The 13,390-nt window shown below is 63.3% G+C and carries 13 protein-coding genes; 6 read left to right on the forward strand and 7 right to left on the reverse strand.

All coding sequences use genetic code 11. From position 1 onward, the window contains the following. Positions 1-11 precede the first annotated feature (11 nt). Both CXQ82_RS19415 and CXQ82_RS19420 read left to right on the forward strand, forming a co-directional pair. Positions 12-818, forward strand: coding sequence for a gamma-carboxygeranoyl-CoA hydratase (locus tag CXQ82_RS19415; protein WP_101271840.1), 807 nt, complete (start codon positions 12-14; stop codon positions 816-818). Continuing rightward, positions 815-2,740, forward strand: coding sequence for an acetyl/propionyl/methylcrotonyl-CoA carboxylase subunit alpha (locus tag CXQ82_RS19420; RefSeq protein WP_101271841.1), 1,926 nt, complete (start codon positions 815-817; stop codon positions 2,738-2,740). Before CXQ82_RS19415 ends, CXQ82_RS19420 begins: the two co-directional genes overlap by 4 nt. Here CXQ82_RS19420 and CXQ82_RS19425 read toward each other — a convergent pair. Further along, positions 2,737-3,372 (reverse strand): LexA family transcriptional regulator, encoded by a 636-nt coding sequence (locus CXQ82_RS19425; RefSeq protein WP_101271842.1) that lies wholly within the window; start codon positions 3,370-3,372, stop codon positions 2,737-2,739. The genes CXQ82_RS19420 and CXQ82_RS19425 overlap by 4 nt on opposite strands. Positions 3,373-3,502: 130 nt before the next feature. Between CXQ82_RS19425 and CXQ82_RS19430 the strand changes: the two genes are divergently transcribed. Further along, positions 3,503-3,853 carry a DUF6124 family protein gene (locus tag CXQ82_RS19430; RefSeq protein ID WP_101271843.1) on the forward strand — a complete coding sequence of 117 codons (351 nt, stop codon included), beginning with the start codon at positions 3,503-3,505 and terminating at the stop codon, positions 3,851-3,853. Positions 3,854-4,320: 467 nt separating this feature from the next. Further along, complete coding sequence (locus CXQ82_RS19435; protein WP_101271844.1) at positions 4,321-5,472, forward strand: M14-type cytosolic carboxypeptidase; 1,152 nt, start codon at positions 4,321-4,323, stop codon at positions 5,470-5,472. Between the two features lie 196 nt (positions 5,473-5,668). On the opposite strand, the gene CXQ82_RS19440 is transcribed toward CXQ82_RS19435, so the two are convergent. Further along, positions 5,669-6,208 carry a cytochrome b gene (locus tag CXQ82_RS19440; RefSeq protein ID WP_101271845.1) on the reverse strand — a complete coding sequence of 180 codons (540 nt, stop codon included), beginning with the start codon at positions 6,206-6,208 and terminating at the stop codon, positions 5,669-5,671. Further along, positions 6,205-7,287, reverse strand: a complete 1,083-nt coding sequence (locus CXQ82_RS19445; RefSeq protein WP_101271846.1) for a catalase family peroxidase — start codon at positions 7,285-7,287, stop codon at positions 6,205-6,207. Before CXQ82_RS19445 ends, CXQ82_RS19440 begins: the two co-directional genes overlap by 4 nt. Positions 7,288-7,453: 166 nt before the next feature. Between CXQ82_RS19445 and CXQ82_RS19450 the strand changes: the two genes are divergently transcribed. Both CXQ82_RS19450 and CXQ82_RS19455 read left to right on the forward strand, forming a co-directional pair. Next, the gene (locus CXQ82_RS19450) at positions 7,454-7,960 is read left to right on the forward strand and encodes an RNA polymerase sigma factor (RefSeq protein WP_101271847.1); all 507 of its coding nucleotides are present in this window, start codon (positions 7,454-7,456) and stop codon (positions 7,958-7,960) included. Continuing rightward, positions 7,957-8,694: an anti-sigma factor gene (locus CXQ82_RS19455; RefSeq protein WP_101271848.1), complete on the forward strand. Its 738-nt coding sequence runs from the start codon at positions 7,957-7,959 to the stop codon at positions 8,692-8,694. The genes CXQ82_RS19450 and CXQ82_RS19455 overlap by 4 nt, the downstream gene beginning before the upstream one ends. Here CXQ82_RS19455 and CXQ82_RS19460 read toward each other — a convergent pair. The 4 genes from CXQ82_RS19460 to CXQ82_RS19475 all read right to left on the reverse strand — a co-directional run bounded on the left by CXQ82_RS19460 (position 8,691) and on the right by CXQ82_RS19475 (position 13,386). Next, positions 8,691-9,656 carry a spore coat U domain-containing protein gene (locus CXQ82_RS19460; protein WP_101273832.1) on the reverse strand — a complete coding sequence of 322 codons (966 nt, stop codon included), beginning with the start codon at positions 9,654-9,656 and terminating at the stop codon, positions 8,691-8,693. The two genes, CXQ82_RS19455 and CXQ82_RS19460, sit on opposite strands and share 4 nt — an antisense overlap. Positions 9,657-9,678: 22 nt before the next feature. Next, positions 9,679-11,988 (reverse strand): fimbria/pilus outer membrane usher protein, encoded by a 2,310-nt coding sequence (locus tag CXQ82_RS19465; protein ID WP_101271849.1) that lies wholly within the window; start codon positions 11,986-11,988, stop codon positions 9,679-9,681. A 72-nt stretch (positions 11,989-12,060) separates the two neighbouring features. After that, entirely contained in the window at positions 12,061-12,807 is a 747-nt protein-coding gene (locus CXQ82_RS19470; protein WP_241088941.1) for a molecular chaperone, read from the reverse strand. A 78-nt stretch (positions 12,808-12,885) separates the two neighbouring features. Next, entirely contained in the window at positions 12,886-13,386 is a 501-nt protein-coding gene (locus CXQ82_RS19475; protein ID WP_101271851.1) for a spore coat U domain-containing protein, read from the reverse strand. Between the last annotated feature and the right edge of the window lie 4 nt (positions 13,387-13,390).

Here is a 13,390-nt window from a genome sequence, read left to right on the forward strand (position 1 = left end):
AGCTGTATCCCATGAGCGATTTCAACACCCTCGAACTGATCACCGACAGCCGTGGTTTCGCCACGCTGTGGCTCAGTCGTGAAGCCAAGAACAACGCGTTCAACGCCGAGATGATCCGCGAACTGATCATCGCCCTCGACCACGTGCAAGGTGATCCCAGCCTGCGCTTTCTAGTCCTGCGCGGGCGCGGCAAACACTTCAGCGCCGGCGCCGACCTGGCCTGGATGCAGCAATCGGCCGAGCTGGATTACCACACCAACCTGGACGACGCCCGCGAACTGGCCGAGCTGATGTACAACCTGGCCAAACTGAAGATCCCGACCCTGGCCGTGGTGCAAGGCGCGGCCTACGGCGGTGCACTGGGCTTGATCAGTTGCTGTGACATGGCCATCGGCGCCGATGATGCGCAGTTCTGCCTGTCGGAAGTACGCATCGGCCTGGCCCCGGCGGTGATCAGCCCGTTCGTGGTGCAAGCCATCGGCGAACGTGCGGCGCGGCGCTATGCCCTGACCGCCGAACGATTTGGCGGCCAGCGCGCGCGGGATATCGGCCTCTTGGCAGAAAGCTACCCGTCCAGCGAGCTGGATCAACAGGTCGAACAGTGGGTCGCCAACCTGCTGCAAAACAGCCCGGCCGCCATGCGCGCCAGCAAGGACCTGCTGCGTGAAGTGGGCAACGGCGCCCTCACCCCCGCCCTGCGCCGCTATTGCGAAAATGCCATTGCGCGCATCCGCGTCAGCCCCGAGGGCCAGGAAGGCTTGCGCGCGTTCCTGCAAAAACGCGCGCCAGGCTGGCAGCCACAGGAGCCACGCCCATGAGCACACTGACCACTATCCTGGTGGCTAACCGTGGCGAAATTGCCTGCCGGGTCATGCGTACCGCCAAGGCCATGGGGATGACCACCGTGGCCGTGCACAGCGCCATCGACCGCGATGCGCGACACAGCCGTGAAGCCGACATCCGTGTCGACCTGGGCGGCAGCAAGGCCAGCGAAAGCTACCTGCAAATCGACAAACTGATCTCCGCCGCCCAGGCCAGCGGCGCCCAGGCCATCCATCCGGGTTATGGCTTCCTGTCGGAAAACGCCAACTTTGCCCGCGCCATTGAAGCCGCCGGCTTGATCTTCCTCGGCCCGCCCGCCTCGGCCATCGACGCCATGGGCAGCAAATCGGCCGCCAAGGCGCTGATGGAGAAGGCCGGCGTGCCGCTGGTGCCGGGTTACCACGGCGAAGCCCAGGACCTGGACACTTTCCGCGACGCCTGCGAGCGTATCGGCTACCCGGTGCTGCTCAAGGCCACGGCCGGGGGTGGCGGCAAGGGCATGAAGGTGGTCGAGCACGTCGACCAACTCGCCGAAGCCCTGGCCTCGGCGCAGCGTGAGGCGCTGTCCTCATTCGGCAACAGCCAGATGCTGGTGGAGAAATACCTGCTCAAGCCACGCCATGTTGAGATCCAGGTGTTTGCCGACCAGCACGGGCACTGCTTGTACCTTAATGAGCGCGACTGCTCGATCCAGCGTCGCCATCAGAAAGTCGTGGAAGAAGCCCCCGCCCCCGGCCTGAGCGCCGAGCAGCGCAAAGCCATGGGCGAGGCCGCCGTGCGAGCGGCCCAGGCCATCGGTTATGTCGGCGCAGGCACCGTGGAGTTTTTGCTCGATGCGCGCGGCGAATTCTTCTTTATGGAGATGAATACACGCCTGCAGGTTGAACACCCGGTCACCGAAGCAATTACCGGCCTGGACCTGGTGGCCTGGCAGATCCGCGTGGCCCAAGGCGAAGCGCTGCCGATCACCCAGGACCAGGTGCCGCTGATCGGCCATGCGATTGAAGTGCGCCTGTACGCGGAAGACCCGGCCAATGATTTCCTGCCGGCTACCGGGCACCTGGCGCTGTACCGCGAATCCGCACCCGGCCCGGGGCGGCGCGTGGACAGCGGTGTGGAACAAGGCGACAGTGTTTCACCGTTTTACGACCCGATGCTCGGCAAGCTGATCGCCTGGGGCGAGGACCGTGAGCAGGCGCGCCTGCGCTTGTTGAGCATGCTGGATGAGTTTGCCGTAGGCGGGCTCAAGACCAACCTGGGCTTTTTGCGGCGCATTATCGGGCATCCGGCGTTTGCGGCGGCGGAGCTGGATACCGGATTTATTCCACGTTATCAGGATGAGTTGCTGCCGGTGCCTGGCGCGCTGAGCGAGGCGTTCTGGCAGGCGGCGGGGGCCGCGCTCATGCAGAGCTTGCCGGTGGGTGAAGGGCCTTGGGCTGACGTGCGCGGGTTTCGTGCCGGGCTGCCTGCCGAAGTCTCGCTGCATTTGAGCTGCGCGGGGCAGGATCGGCTGGTCACGCTGGCACCCGATGCGCCGAAGCTGCAAGGTGAGCAGTTGCTGATTGAATGCGCGGGTGTGCGCCGCGCCCATCTGGCTGTGCGCAATGGCGGCACGCTGTTTCTGCGCTGGGACGGCGAGGTGCAGGGGGTCAGCCTGTTCGATCCGATTGCGGCCGTGGGGGCCAACCAGTCGCATCAGGGCGGCCTGACGGCGCCGATGAATGGCAGCATCGTGCGGGTGCTGGTGGACGTGGGCCAAACCGTGGAGGCCGGCACGCAATTGGTGGTGCTGGAGGCAATGAAGATGGAACACAGCATCCGAGCGCCCCACGCCGGGGTGGTCAAGGCGCTGTTCTGCCAGGAAGGCGAAATGGTTGCCGAAGGGTGCGCGCTGGTCGAACTCGAAACGGCAAGCTAGAACTTTGCCGTGGCCTGCACGACCACGCCCAGGATGCGGCAGGCGTCGGTGAACAGCTGCTTGGGGTAAGTGGGGTTGAGCGGCACCAGGTACAGTTGGCCGCTCTCCTCCAGCAACTGGCGGAAGGTCGCGTGGGGGTGGTCGGCCCACTGCGCGACCACCAGCTTGCCGGGTTCGGCAGCCTTGGCCGGGTCCACCAGGATCAGCATGCCGGCGCTGATACTCAGGCCGCTGGGGGCGGTCATCGCGTCGCCGGTCACCGGCAGCCAGAAGGCTTCGCCCTCGGCGTGGTAATCCGTCAGCTCAAAGCGCGCGGCGCGATAGGTGGCACGCTCCTCGCGCAGTTCGCAGGCACCTTTCCAGTCGCTGACCGGGTAGCGGAAATACGGGTTGTAGTGTGTTTCCACGCCAGGCACCTCCTCCTCCCGCTCGCGTATCTCCAGCGCCACTTCCAGGTAGCCCAGGCCCAGTTCTGCGAGCACCCGGTTCATGTCGGCAAGGCTCGGCACCCGCCGTTTGTTGAGCCAATGGCCAACGCCGCCCTGGGACATGCCCAAGCGTTCAGCCAACTCATCCTGCGTGACCTTGCGGTCTTTCATGTTGGCCTTGACCAACGCTATCCAGTTATCCATGGGGCCTGACAATACGGGGTGGATTTTTCACGACAATAAACAGTTTGTAGTAATCAATAAAGAGACATAAATACAATACGTACTATTATCGAACATAAGGTTTTGCCCTTCCCACCAGAGTACCGCCCTTATGACAACGAGCCCGCACCTCCTGCCGGACCACCCCGAAAACGATGACTTGCAAGGCCTGCGCAGCAGCGGTGCTGCCCAGCGCGCATTGGATTTTTACCTGAAGGAACACCTGTCGGCGCCAGACCCGAACGGCGTGCTGTTTGCCATCAAACCAGGCATCAGCCAGGAGGAAGCCCTGGTGCATGCCTCGGACCTGCTGCGCAGTGCGGCAGCCACGGCCTATGAATCGGCGAGCAGCCATCAAGGCAATCACCGCGACCTGGCGTTTTCAGTGGTGTATTTGATTGATATGGCGAAGGCCATGGTAGAGCGATCGTTGCAAGTGCCAGAGGCTCAGGCAAACGTGTGACAGGCGCGAACGAAAAATATTTCTATCTCAGGGATAAAAACGTTTGACTTGCAAATGATAATGATTATTATTGGACCTAGCTGATCGCGAGATCAGTCGATAGACCAAGGGACCTTAGGTCGGACTCTTGGAATATCTCCTCATCAGGCTAATCACGGTTTTTGACCCGGCTCTTTGGCCGGGTCTTTTTTTTGCCAGTTTCCCTGGCATGGCTTCAGGCTAATGAAGACTGTGTGTTGCTCGATGCCGCGCATGGTAGCAAAAGACTATCGCCAAAAGAAAGCCAGTCGAACGCTCTAGCCCAGATCTCTACGAAATAGCGCTTGAGAATCAATCTCATAGATTCTAAGCTGCGGCGGCGTCACGGACGACGCCCCCTCCCTTCCCTGCAACAATTTTGCATCCAGCCTTTACCAGACTCCTGTGTAAGATAGCCGCCACAACACTCATATTCAGGCAACCAGACTATGACCGTGGCCTTGACCTCCATCAGGATCAGCACCGACTTCGACAGTGGCAATATCCAGGTGCTCGACGCCAGCGATGCCTTTCAGTTGCTGCTGGCGATCAACCCAGATACCCGCAGCCAACATTTCCAATGGTTCCACTTCAAGGCCGAAGGTATGCACGTGGGGCACACCCACACCTTCCGTCTGAGCAACGCCGGCGAGTCGTCCTACAAACACGCCTGGAGCGGCTACAACGCGGTGGCGTCCTACGACCATATCAACTGGTTTCGCGTGCCCACGCGGTTTGACGGCGAGACGCTGCACATCAGCCTCGAAACCCGCGAGAAACACGCCTGGTTTGCCTACTTCGAACCCTACAGCCGTGAGCGCCACGACTGGCTGATCGACCAGGCCCTGAACCGCGCCGGCACACAGCTGCTGGCCACTGGTAAAAGTGTCGAAGGCCGTGATATCCAGCTACTGCGCCGTGGCAAAGGCGGCGCAGGCCGACGTAACGTGTGGATCATCGCCCAGCAGCACCCCGGTGAGCACATGGCCGAATGGTTTATGGAAGGCATCATCGAGCGCCTGCAGCAGGACGGCGATGCCGAGCTGAAAAAACTGCTGGCGGTCGCCGATCTGTACCTGGTGCCCAATATGAACCCGGACGGCGCCTTCCACGGCCACTTGCGCACCAATGCCATGGGCCAGGACCTCAACCGCGCCTGGCAGAGCGCCAGCCAGGAGAACAGCCCTGAAGTGCTGTTCGTGCAGCAGCAGATGGAAAAATACGGCGTCGACCTGTTCCTGGATATCCACGGGGACGAAGAGATCCCCTACGTGTTTGCCGCCGCTTGTGAGGGCAACCCAGGCTACACGCCACGTATCGAAGCGCTGGAAAAACACTTCCGCCAGCACTTGAGTGCCCTGACCCGCGACTTCCAGACCGTCCACGGCTACACCCGCGATCTACCGGGCGAAGCCAACATGACCCTGGCCTGCAACGCGGTGGGCGAGAAGTACGACTGCCTGTCCCTGACCCTGGAGATGCCGTTCAAGGACAACGACGACGCGCCCAACCCGCACACCGGCTGGTCGGGCACACGTTCGATGCAACTGGGCAAGGATGTGTTGAGCACCGTGGCCGATATCGTCACGGTGCTGCGCTAACGCCGGCTGTTAGGGGGCTTGTTGTGGCGAGCGGGCTTGCCCGCGTTGGGCCGCGAAGCGGCCCCATGACAGGCGCCACCCTCATACCTGACACACCGCGTCGTCAGGTTTTAGGGCTGCTTCGCAGCCCAACGCGGGCAAGCCCGCTCGCCACAATAACCCCGCTATCCACATAAGCCCTCACCAACCAAATGGATCAGTCTTTGCTACCCGTCATGCTCTGCAGCACACCATCCCGCCGAATCAGCCCATGGAACAACGCCGCTGCCAGGTGCAACAACACGGTCAGAAACAGCAGGTAAGCCAGAAACCCATGGGCCTTGCGCAACACTGCAAACAGTGGGGCGTTCGCCCCGACCAGGGCCGGTAACTGCAGCGAGCTGCTGAGCATCACCGGGTCGCCCGCCGCTGAAATCATCGCCCAGCCCAGCAGCGGCAACACCAGCATCAAGGCATACAGCACCAGATGAGACGCCTTGGCCGCCAGCACTTGCCACAGTGGCAAGTCGGCGGGCAGCGGCGGCTGGCGCGTAGAGAAACGCACCACCAACCGCACGATCACCAGCGCCAGAATCGCGATACCCAGTGGCTTGTGCAGGTGAATCAACCACTCGTGCCGTTCGGAAACCGATGCCGCCAGGCCCGCGCCAATAAACAGCATGGCGATGACCATCAGCGCCATCAGCCAGTGCAGCAGGCGCGCCAGGGGCGCGAAAAACCGCGGTTTAGCTTTCATGGCTTCGACTCCTGAGGGGCACTGTGCAACGGGCTGACTTCACCGGCCCGGCGCAGGTACGAGCTGGCGTAGGCGGCCGACCGCGCGGCCAGCAAGGGGTCATTGGAGGCTTCGATGCCGCTTGGCAACACCAGCGGGTCGAAGTTGATATCGCGGCAATCACCGTCTGCCTGTGGCTGGCTGCTTTGCAGAACCAGGGTGCCGGCGTTAAGCACCTTGTGCTCGCCGGTCCAGGTCTTACTGGCGTCGTCCAGCGGGTCGCCGGGGTTGGCCAGGGTCATGTTCAACTGCCAGCGCACAGGCCCTGCGGCCAGGCGTTGCACCAGGTCTTTCTCGAGAAAATCGTTGCCCGCCGGGGCGCTCTCACCGGGGCCATCCTGGCTCTGCGGCACCACGCCCCAGCGCACGGCCTGGCGCTTGCCATCGGCGCCCACCAGGTAAAACGCGTTGATGCCGTTATAGGTTTCGGTCGCATAGCTGGCCGAAGGCTTGGCGGTCTTGACCCACGCCAGAAACGCCGCCGTCTCCGGATGGGCGGCGAAAAACGCGGGCATATTGGCGGGGTTCGGCTTGCCGGTGGCCGGGTCTGGCGCACCGGCCTTGAGCATCTGGTAGAACGCCTCGGGCGTGCCCACCGGGAACACTGGCATGCTGTTCATCCCGGTGCGCCATTGCTGGCCATTGGCCTGGCTGAATTGCACGGCAAAACTGCGGATCGGCACACTGCTGTCCGGCGCGTAAGGATTGCCGCTGGGCAAGGCCAAGCGGCCGATCACGGGAGTCCTGGCCTCGCTGAATACCTGGGCGCTGGAGTAGGCGCGCGCCTCGGCAGTGCTCTCGAAGTACCCGGCCACGCACACGCCCTTGGCGTGGTTACGGCGGAAACCCGGGTGCACGCCGTTATTGGTTTCCAGGGCATTGACCAGGGTTTTCGGACGCAAGCGTTGTGGGTCGAGGGTGCCGTTGACGTAGGCAAACGCCCCGGCAACAACGGCAACCACGGCACCAATCCCCGCGAGTCGCGCGATCAGGCTCGCAGTGCTCAACGGAGGACGGGGCGGTGATGAGTGATCTACCATGAACAGACTCCAAGGCCAGAGGCCGGGGGTGAAACATAAGGTCGGAGCATTAAGACGAACGCCGATACCCTCTATTCCCTGCGCCTGTATTTATTTTCCAGGACGGGGAATAACCTTCAACGCCGGACGTCTCTCTAGTCCCAGCGTAGTGACCAGCCAGACTCCCATGCATGAACTCGACGAACAGTTACGTGAACTCATCCCCAGGCTGCGGCGCTTTGCCGTGTCCCTGACCCGTAACGCCAGCAGCGCCGACGACCTGGTGCAGTCGACCCTGGAGCGAGCGATCACCCGCTGGGCCGACAAACGCATCGAAGGCGATGTACGCGCCTGGCTGTTCTCGATCCTCTACCGCCAGTTTCTCGATGCCCACCGCCGCAGCCGGCGGTATGCGCGCATGCTGGAATTCTTTACCGGCCGCGACGATGCGCAACCGTCGGTCGAACGCACGGTGATCGCCCAGTCGACCCTGCACGCCTTCGACAAGCTGAACACCGAGCAGCGCGCCCTGCTGCTGTGGGTGTCGGTGGAAGGCCTGAGCTACAAGGAGGTGGCCGAGATTCTGCAGGTGCCCCTCGGCACCGTGATGTCGCGCCTGTCCCGGGCGCGCCAGGCCCTGCGTCAACTCAGCGATGGCGAAATCGCCAGCCCTTCCCTGCGGATACTCAAATGATCAGCCTGCCCCCCAGCGAACGCGATTTGCATGCCTACGTCGATCACCAGCTCCTGGAGAGCGATCGCCGTGTGCTTGAAACCTACTTGGCGGCGCACCCCGACGTCGCGGCCCAGGTCCACGCCTGGCAGCAGGACGCGCAACTGCTGCGCGCCGCGCTGGGCGGTGCCCTGCAACAGCCGGCCAACCCGGACCTGGACCCGGCGCTGATTCGCCAGCGCGTCAAACATCGGGCGCGCCGCCACTTGGCAACGGCGGCAGTGCTGCTAGTGGCCGTCAGCCTCGGCGGCCTCGGCGGCTGGCACGCGCGCGAGGCCACCCAGGCGCAAATCCAGCCGATGGCCGATGCAATGCAAGCGTTCCGCCTATTTGCCCAGGACGGCATCATGCCCGCCGACTACAAAACCCAGGGCGGCGGCACGATGCAGGCCTGGCTTGATCGCTACTTCAACAGGGCCCACCGCCTGCCGGACTTGAGCGCCTCGGGTTTCACCCCGGTGAGTGGGCGCCTGCTTACCACCGAGCAAGGCGCCGCCGCCATGGTGCTGTATGAAGACGCCCAAGGGCGGCGCATCAGCTTCTATATCCGCCCGCCGGGTCCGGAAAACGGCTTCCTGCCCCCTGGCAGCCGCAGCGCCGACGGGTTGCAGGCGCAATACTGGTCCGGCGCCGGCTACAACTATGCGGTGGTCAGCCCGGCAGACCAGCCGGCCCCGCGGTTGCTGAAGTTCTAGAAGCCGACGTCCAGGATCACATTGTCGATGTAGACACCGGCCGGCGGCGTGGGCTGGTCGGTGTAGACCTTGGCGTTGTAGTTGAATCCCTGGGCGCCGCTGCCCAGGCCTTTACCGGGGTTGACCTCGGCGGTGGTGCTGTCGCGGCGGGCGGCGCCCACACTGCCCCACACGGTGGTACCGGCACTCTTGAAGATGTCGTAGGCGAGGAAGTTGGTCCCCGACATCATCTGCCGCCGCCCGCCGCTGGCGTGCTTGCCCGGATCCAGGCCCACCGTGTAGGTGCTGCCCTTGGTACAAGAGATATTGATGGTCTGGTTGACCGTGCCAAAGGCGCTCACCACGGGGGCGCCGCCAAAGCTGATGTTCGGCGCCGTCACCGTGCAGTCGTTGGTGACCGTCATGTTCACCGTCAGCGTCGCCGTGCCGGTATTGGCGTCACGCCCAAGGCAAATGCCCAGCGCCCCGATGCCGGAACAGTAGTTCCAGTCCCAGTAGATGCTCAGGGTTTCCGTGTAGATCCCAGCCGCGACGTTGCCGCCGGTGATGGTCCCCAGGTAGATCGGCACCGTCTTGGGCGTGGAGCCACCCAGCAGGCCCAGCAGGTCAATAATGCCGTTGCGGGCAAAATCGTAGGGCGCGCCCCGGTTTATCAGGTAGGCCGCGCCCGTATTGTTGGTCGCGTAGAGGTTATAGCTGATGACATCACCAGTGGGGCCCACCATACCGGCGGTAGACGACGTGACCGTTGCGTAGAAATGATCATTGGTCGTCAACAAGGAAAGCAGCGAGCCGGTGCACCGCAACCCGGCGTTGGTGGTCGAGGTGGATTGCACCGTCGTATTGGTGAGGATCGAACTGACCGGCCCGAACCCGGCGGCCGTGGTCGCCACCACCGAACATAACGCCTGGGCCTGGGACGCCAACCCGCTCAACACGACACCCGCCAACACTCCCCGCATTTTCACCCGACACCTCCTGTGCCTATCGACATACCAACGGGCCAATCAACGGCACCTGCTCACTGGACGCCGGCAGCGCAAACTGCACCTGGCAACTGGCGCCGCCGCCCAACGTCACGCGCAGGGTGTTCTGCGGCGCCAGAGTGTCCAGGTACACCAGGCCATCCCAGCCCACCACTGCCACCGCGCCGCTCTGCTCATGCAGCACGTTGGCCCCCAGTGGCAGTGGCGCATTGTGTTCATCCACCAATTCAATGCTGGCAGCGTTGATTCTGGCCAGCGCAAACTCCAGCAGATAGCCACTGCCCCGCCGCACCGCCACGCGCTGCTCCACCGTCGGGCTGAGCACGTTGGCCGGCAGATTCAGTGGATCGATTTCATACTTGCCGCGGTAATAGCCGCTGGCCCACGGCACCAATAGGCGGCCGCTCTCGTCGGTGTCGCCGACCCACTGGTTTTCATAGCGCACCGGAACCTTGGGGTAGCCGTCGGTGCTGACGACCACAAACGCATCGTTAATGCGGTTGGCCGCAAACACATGCTTGTCCATCCACACCAACGAACCGCTGGCATCCGCCCAACGGGTTTCGGCGTCGCTGCTGCCATAGACGCCAGCCTGCAATTGCACCGACTGCAAGCGCCAAGTCAGGTCGGCCTGGCGATAATCCGCGCCCTGGCCGTGGGCGTAGCCAAGGTTGTAGCCCACGCCCCCCGGGCCTGGCACTGCCCGGCTGAAATTGACGCGCTGGCGGCTTTCACCGGTGGTGCTGCGTTCGACACTCATGCTCAGGCTGCCGTCGAGGTCGAAGGGGATCACCACCTGGGCCTGCACCGCCCAATTGCTGTCTCCGATCTCACGGTTGGCCGACAGGTAAAAACTGCTGTTGCCCCACAGCGGGCGGTTCCAGGTCAGGTTCAACAAGCGCGTGCGCGAATCATCGGCGGCGCGGATATCGAAATAACCGGCGCCCAGGCTACCCCAACTGTCGAGGTTGAGGCTGGCGGTGACTTGCTCGCTGCGCTTGCTCAGGCTGATGTAGGGCGAGTCGATCAGCGTGAGGTCGGCGTATTGCTCGTGCCGTTCCAGCCGCTGGTAAGACAGGCTGTAACGCTGGCTGCTGTACTGATAGCCGAGGCTGACCTGCTGGCCTTGGCGCCCATCGAAACGGCTCTGGCTGAACGCACTGTTGAGCACACCGAACGAACCCAGCCGCACGTTGCCGCCCACGCCGCCCAGGGTCAGTTCACTGGAGGCTTCGGCGTGGCTTTCCAGGGTGAACGTATCGCTCACGCCGTAACGCAGACTGCCCGAAGTAACGCCCTGGCCATAGCGGAAATCCTGCTGACCATATTCGCGACGCAGGGTACCGGCGGCCACCGAAAAATCCGACAAGCCCTTTTGCAACAAACTGCTGGTGACATAGAACGGCACGGTGGTGGACACCTGCCGGCCAAGGGCATCGGTGGTCACCACCACCGCCTCCCCCGCGCCGTTGATAAACGGGATATTGGTGAGGGTGTAGGGCCCCGGCTGCACGTTGTCGCTGGACGACTTGAAGCCGTTGATAAACAGGTCCACCGAGGACGGCACCGCTGCTTCGCCGGCAAACTGCGGCAAGGGGTAGGTCACCAGGTCCGGGCGCACGCCAAAATCCCGCGACAGTTGCACGCCCCCCAGGCGCACCGAATTGCTCCAAGGCAAGGCGCCGCTGACCAGATCACCGGCCTCGTAGGTCAGCAGGCTTTCATCGTCGGAGTAGCGCCAGGCGGTGTCGTAGCGCAGGTAACCGTCGCTCAGCCCAGCGCCGGCATTTGCGCCGAAGCTGCGACGGTATTGCCCGGTGTTGGACAAGGTGCCCCAGGTATCGAACAGCCGCACCTCGTTCCAGGCCGCCAGGTAGGTGCCGGAATCGTCGGTGTCGTTCAGGTACAGGTCGTAGTTGAGCATCGCGCCGAAGCTGGTCAGCGCCTCGGTACGCGGGTACGCCTGGCGGTTACCGAGGAACTGCGCGGGCAGCCAATCGGGCGGCACGTTCAGCAGCAGGCGCTGGCCCTGGCTGTCGTATTCGCTGTGCAGCCCGGGCAATTGGTCCAGGGCCACTTCAGCGGTAACCGACGCCGGCAGCTTCATGCCGATGGCCTGCAGATCGGACGCAGGCATGTACAGCTGGCCCGCCCGTTGCTCCACCACGACGACCTTGCCGGTGTCCATCTGGTTGACCAGCAATTGCAGGTACAACTGCGCATCAGGCATTGCCTCAAGGCTAGTGGGCGGTGGCGGCAACTCACCGGCACCGACCTGCGGAATCAGCACCAGACAACAACACCCCATGGCGATCCATCGCAATGTACGGATACGACGAGCCAACACTCAGCTCACTCCTTGTCTTTACCAAGCCGTTTTTTACTGACCCGGCTTAACGCTTTGTACCGTCGGCGCACCGTTGACTTTAAGCAGCAGCTCCTGGCCGCTGGCCAGGGGCTCCGCCACTGGCCAGCGCATGGTTGCGCCCGGTAGCACGTAACCCATCAGGCCCTCGGTCACCGGCCGGCTTTGGCCACCTTGCTTCACGGCGACGTCAGTCAGGCGCGCATGCACCGCGCCCTGGTTGCGGATCTCGATAAAGGCGCGCCCGCCCTCGACCACCTTGCGCCAGCTCAAGTCCGGCACGCCGGCGCCCTTGGGGTCGCGCGGGCGGCTCAGGTCGGCCTTGCTCCACAGCCCGGCGCCGTAGGCAAACAGCGGCACCGAATAGCGCATCTGGAACTGGATCGACGCCGCCGTCTTGCCGTCTTCGGCCCCCGCCGGCTTGGGTACGGGGATCTCATCGATGATGATGCGGTAGGCCATTTCCTGGCCCGGCGGCACCTCCTTGGTGCGGGTCAGGCGCACCAGCTGTTTCTGGCCGGGCTCAATACGTGCCACGGGCGGGCTGCCGATCACGTCGCGCTGGTTCTGGTATTGGTCGTCGAAGCCGTTCTGGCGCCAGGCGAACACGCGGATCTGCAGGTTGGCGGTTTCATTGCCACGGTTTTCCAACCACAGTGCGCTGGCTTGTTGATCGGCCTCCAGCACCGGGTCGATCGGCCAGATCAACACCGAGCTGGCCGCCTGTACCTGGCTCGCCCCGAACAGGGCCACGGCCAGCACTCCTTGACGTATGGACTGGGTTAAACATCTAGGCAAACTCTGCTCCTTAGATTGAAAAAGACTTCAATTCAAACGCCCCTAAAAGGTCAGCTGCACCTGCAGCACATCGCTGTAGCTGCCCGCCGGCTGGTTCCCCGGCAACACCACCCGGCCGTAGATCGGCAGCGTGATGTTGTTCGCATTGCTGTAGGCCACATTCACGCTCTGGCTGATCCCGATGGCCTGGCTCAGGCCTGCGTCGCTGAATAACTGGTAGGCCACCGTGGCCGTGCCGCTGTTGAGCTTGAGGTGGCGGCCGCTGACGTTGTTCTGCCCACCGTTGATGCTCATGCTCAGGGTCACCCCCGGCGTGCATTGCACCACCACGCCACTGGTCAAGGCCGTCGACACCGTGCTGGTGGACAACGCCGCATAGCTGCCGTAGTTGAGGTTGCCGTAGTTGCTGCCACCGCCGACAACCAGGCAGCCGGCAATAATGCTGGCGCTGACCTGGAACGTCGCGCTGGTGACGGCCGCCAGCGGCAGCGGCAAGCTGCTCGCACAGGCCAGCAGTACGACAGCGCATGCATGCCGGGCCATTGCA

Source organism: Pseudomonas sp. S09G 359 (assembly GCF_002843605.1).
In the GTDB taxonomy this organism is placed as follows: Bacteria; Pseudomonadota; Gammaproteobacteria; order Pseudomonadales; family Pseudomonadaceae; genus Aquipseudomonas.

Excerpts from the sequence above, each read along its gene's own strand:
- CXQ82_RS19475 (WP_101271851.1), bottom strand. The coding sequence starts at position 13,386 with ATGGCCCGGCATGCATGCGCTGTCGTACTGCTGGCCTGTGCGAGCAGC.
- CXQ82_RS19460 (WP_101273832.1), bottom strand. The coding sequence starts at position 9,656 with ATGCGGGGAGTGTTGGCGGGTGTCGTGTTGAGCGGGTTGGCGTCCCAG.
- CXQ82_RS19450 (WP_101271847.1), top strand. The coding sequence starts at position 7,454 with ATGCATGAACTCGACGAACAGTTACGTGAACTCATCCCCAGGCTGCGG.
- CXQ82_RS19445 (WP_101271846.1), bottom strand. The coding sequence starts at position 7,287 with ATGGTAGATCACTCATCACCGCCCCGTCCTCCGTTGAGCACTGCGAGC.
- CXQ82_RS19415 (WP_101271840.1), top strand. The coding sequence starts at position 12 with ATGAGCGATTTCAACACCCTCGAACTGATCACCGACAGCCGTGGTTTC.
- CXQ82_RS19435 (WP_101271844.1), top strand. The coding sequence starts at position 4,321 with ATGACCGTGGCCTTGACCTCCATCAGGATCAGCACCGACTTCGACAGT.
- CXQ82_RS19440 (WP_101271845.1), bottom strand. The coding sequence starts at position 6,208 with ATGAAAGCTAAACCGCGGTTTTTCGCGCCCCTGGCGCGCCTGCTGCAC.
- CXQ82_RS19420 (WP_101271841.1), top strand. The coding sequence starts at position 815 with ATGAGCACACTGACCACTATCCTGGTGGCTAACCGTGGCGAAATTGCC.
- CXQ82_RS19465 (WP_101271849.1), bottom strand. The coding sequence starts at position 11,988 with ATGGGGTGTTGTTGTCTGGTGCTGATTCCGCAGGTCGGTGCCGGTGAG.
- CXQ82_RS19430 (WP_101271843.1), top strand. The coding sequence starts at position 3,503 with ATGACAACGAGCCCGCACCTCCTGCCGGACCACCCCGAAAACGATGAC.
- CXQ82_RS19425 (WP_101271842.1), bottom strand. The coding sequence starts at position 3,372 with ATGGATAACTGGATAGCGTTGGTCAAGGCCAACATGAAAGACCGCAAG.
- CXQ82_RS19455 (WP_101271848.1), top strand. The coding sequence starts at position 7,957 with ATGATCAGCCTGCCCCCCAGCGAACGCGATTTGCATGCCTACGTCGAT.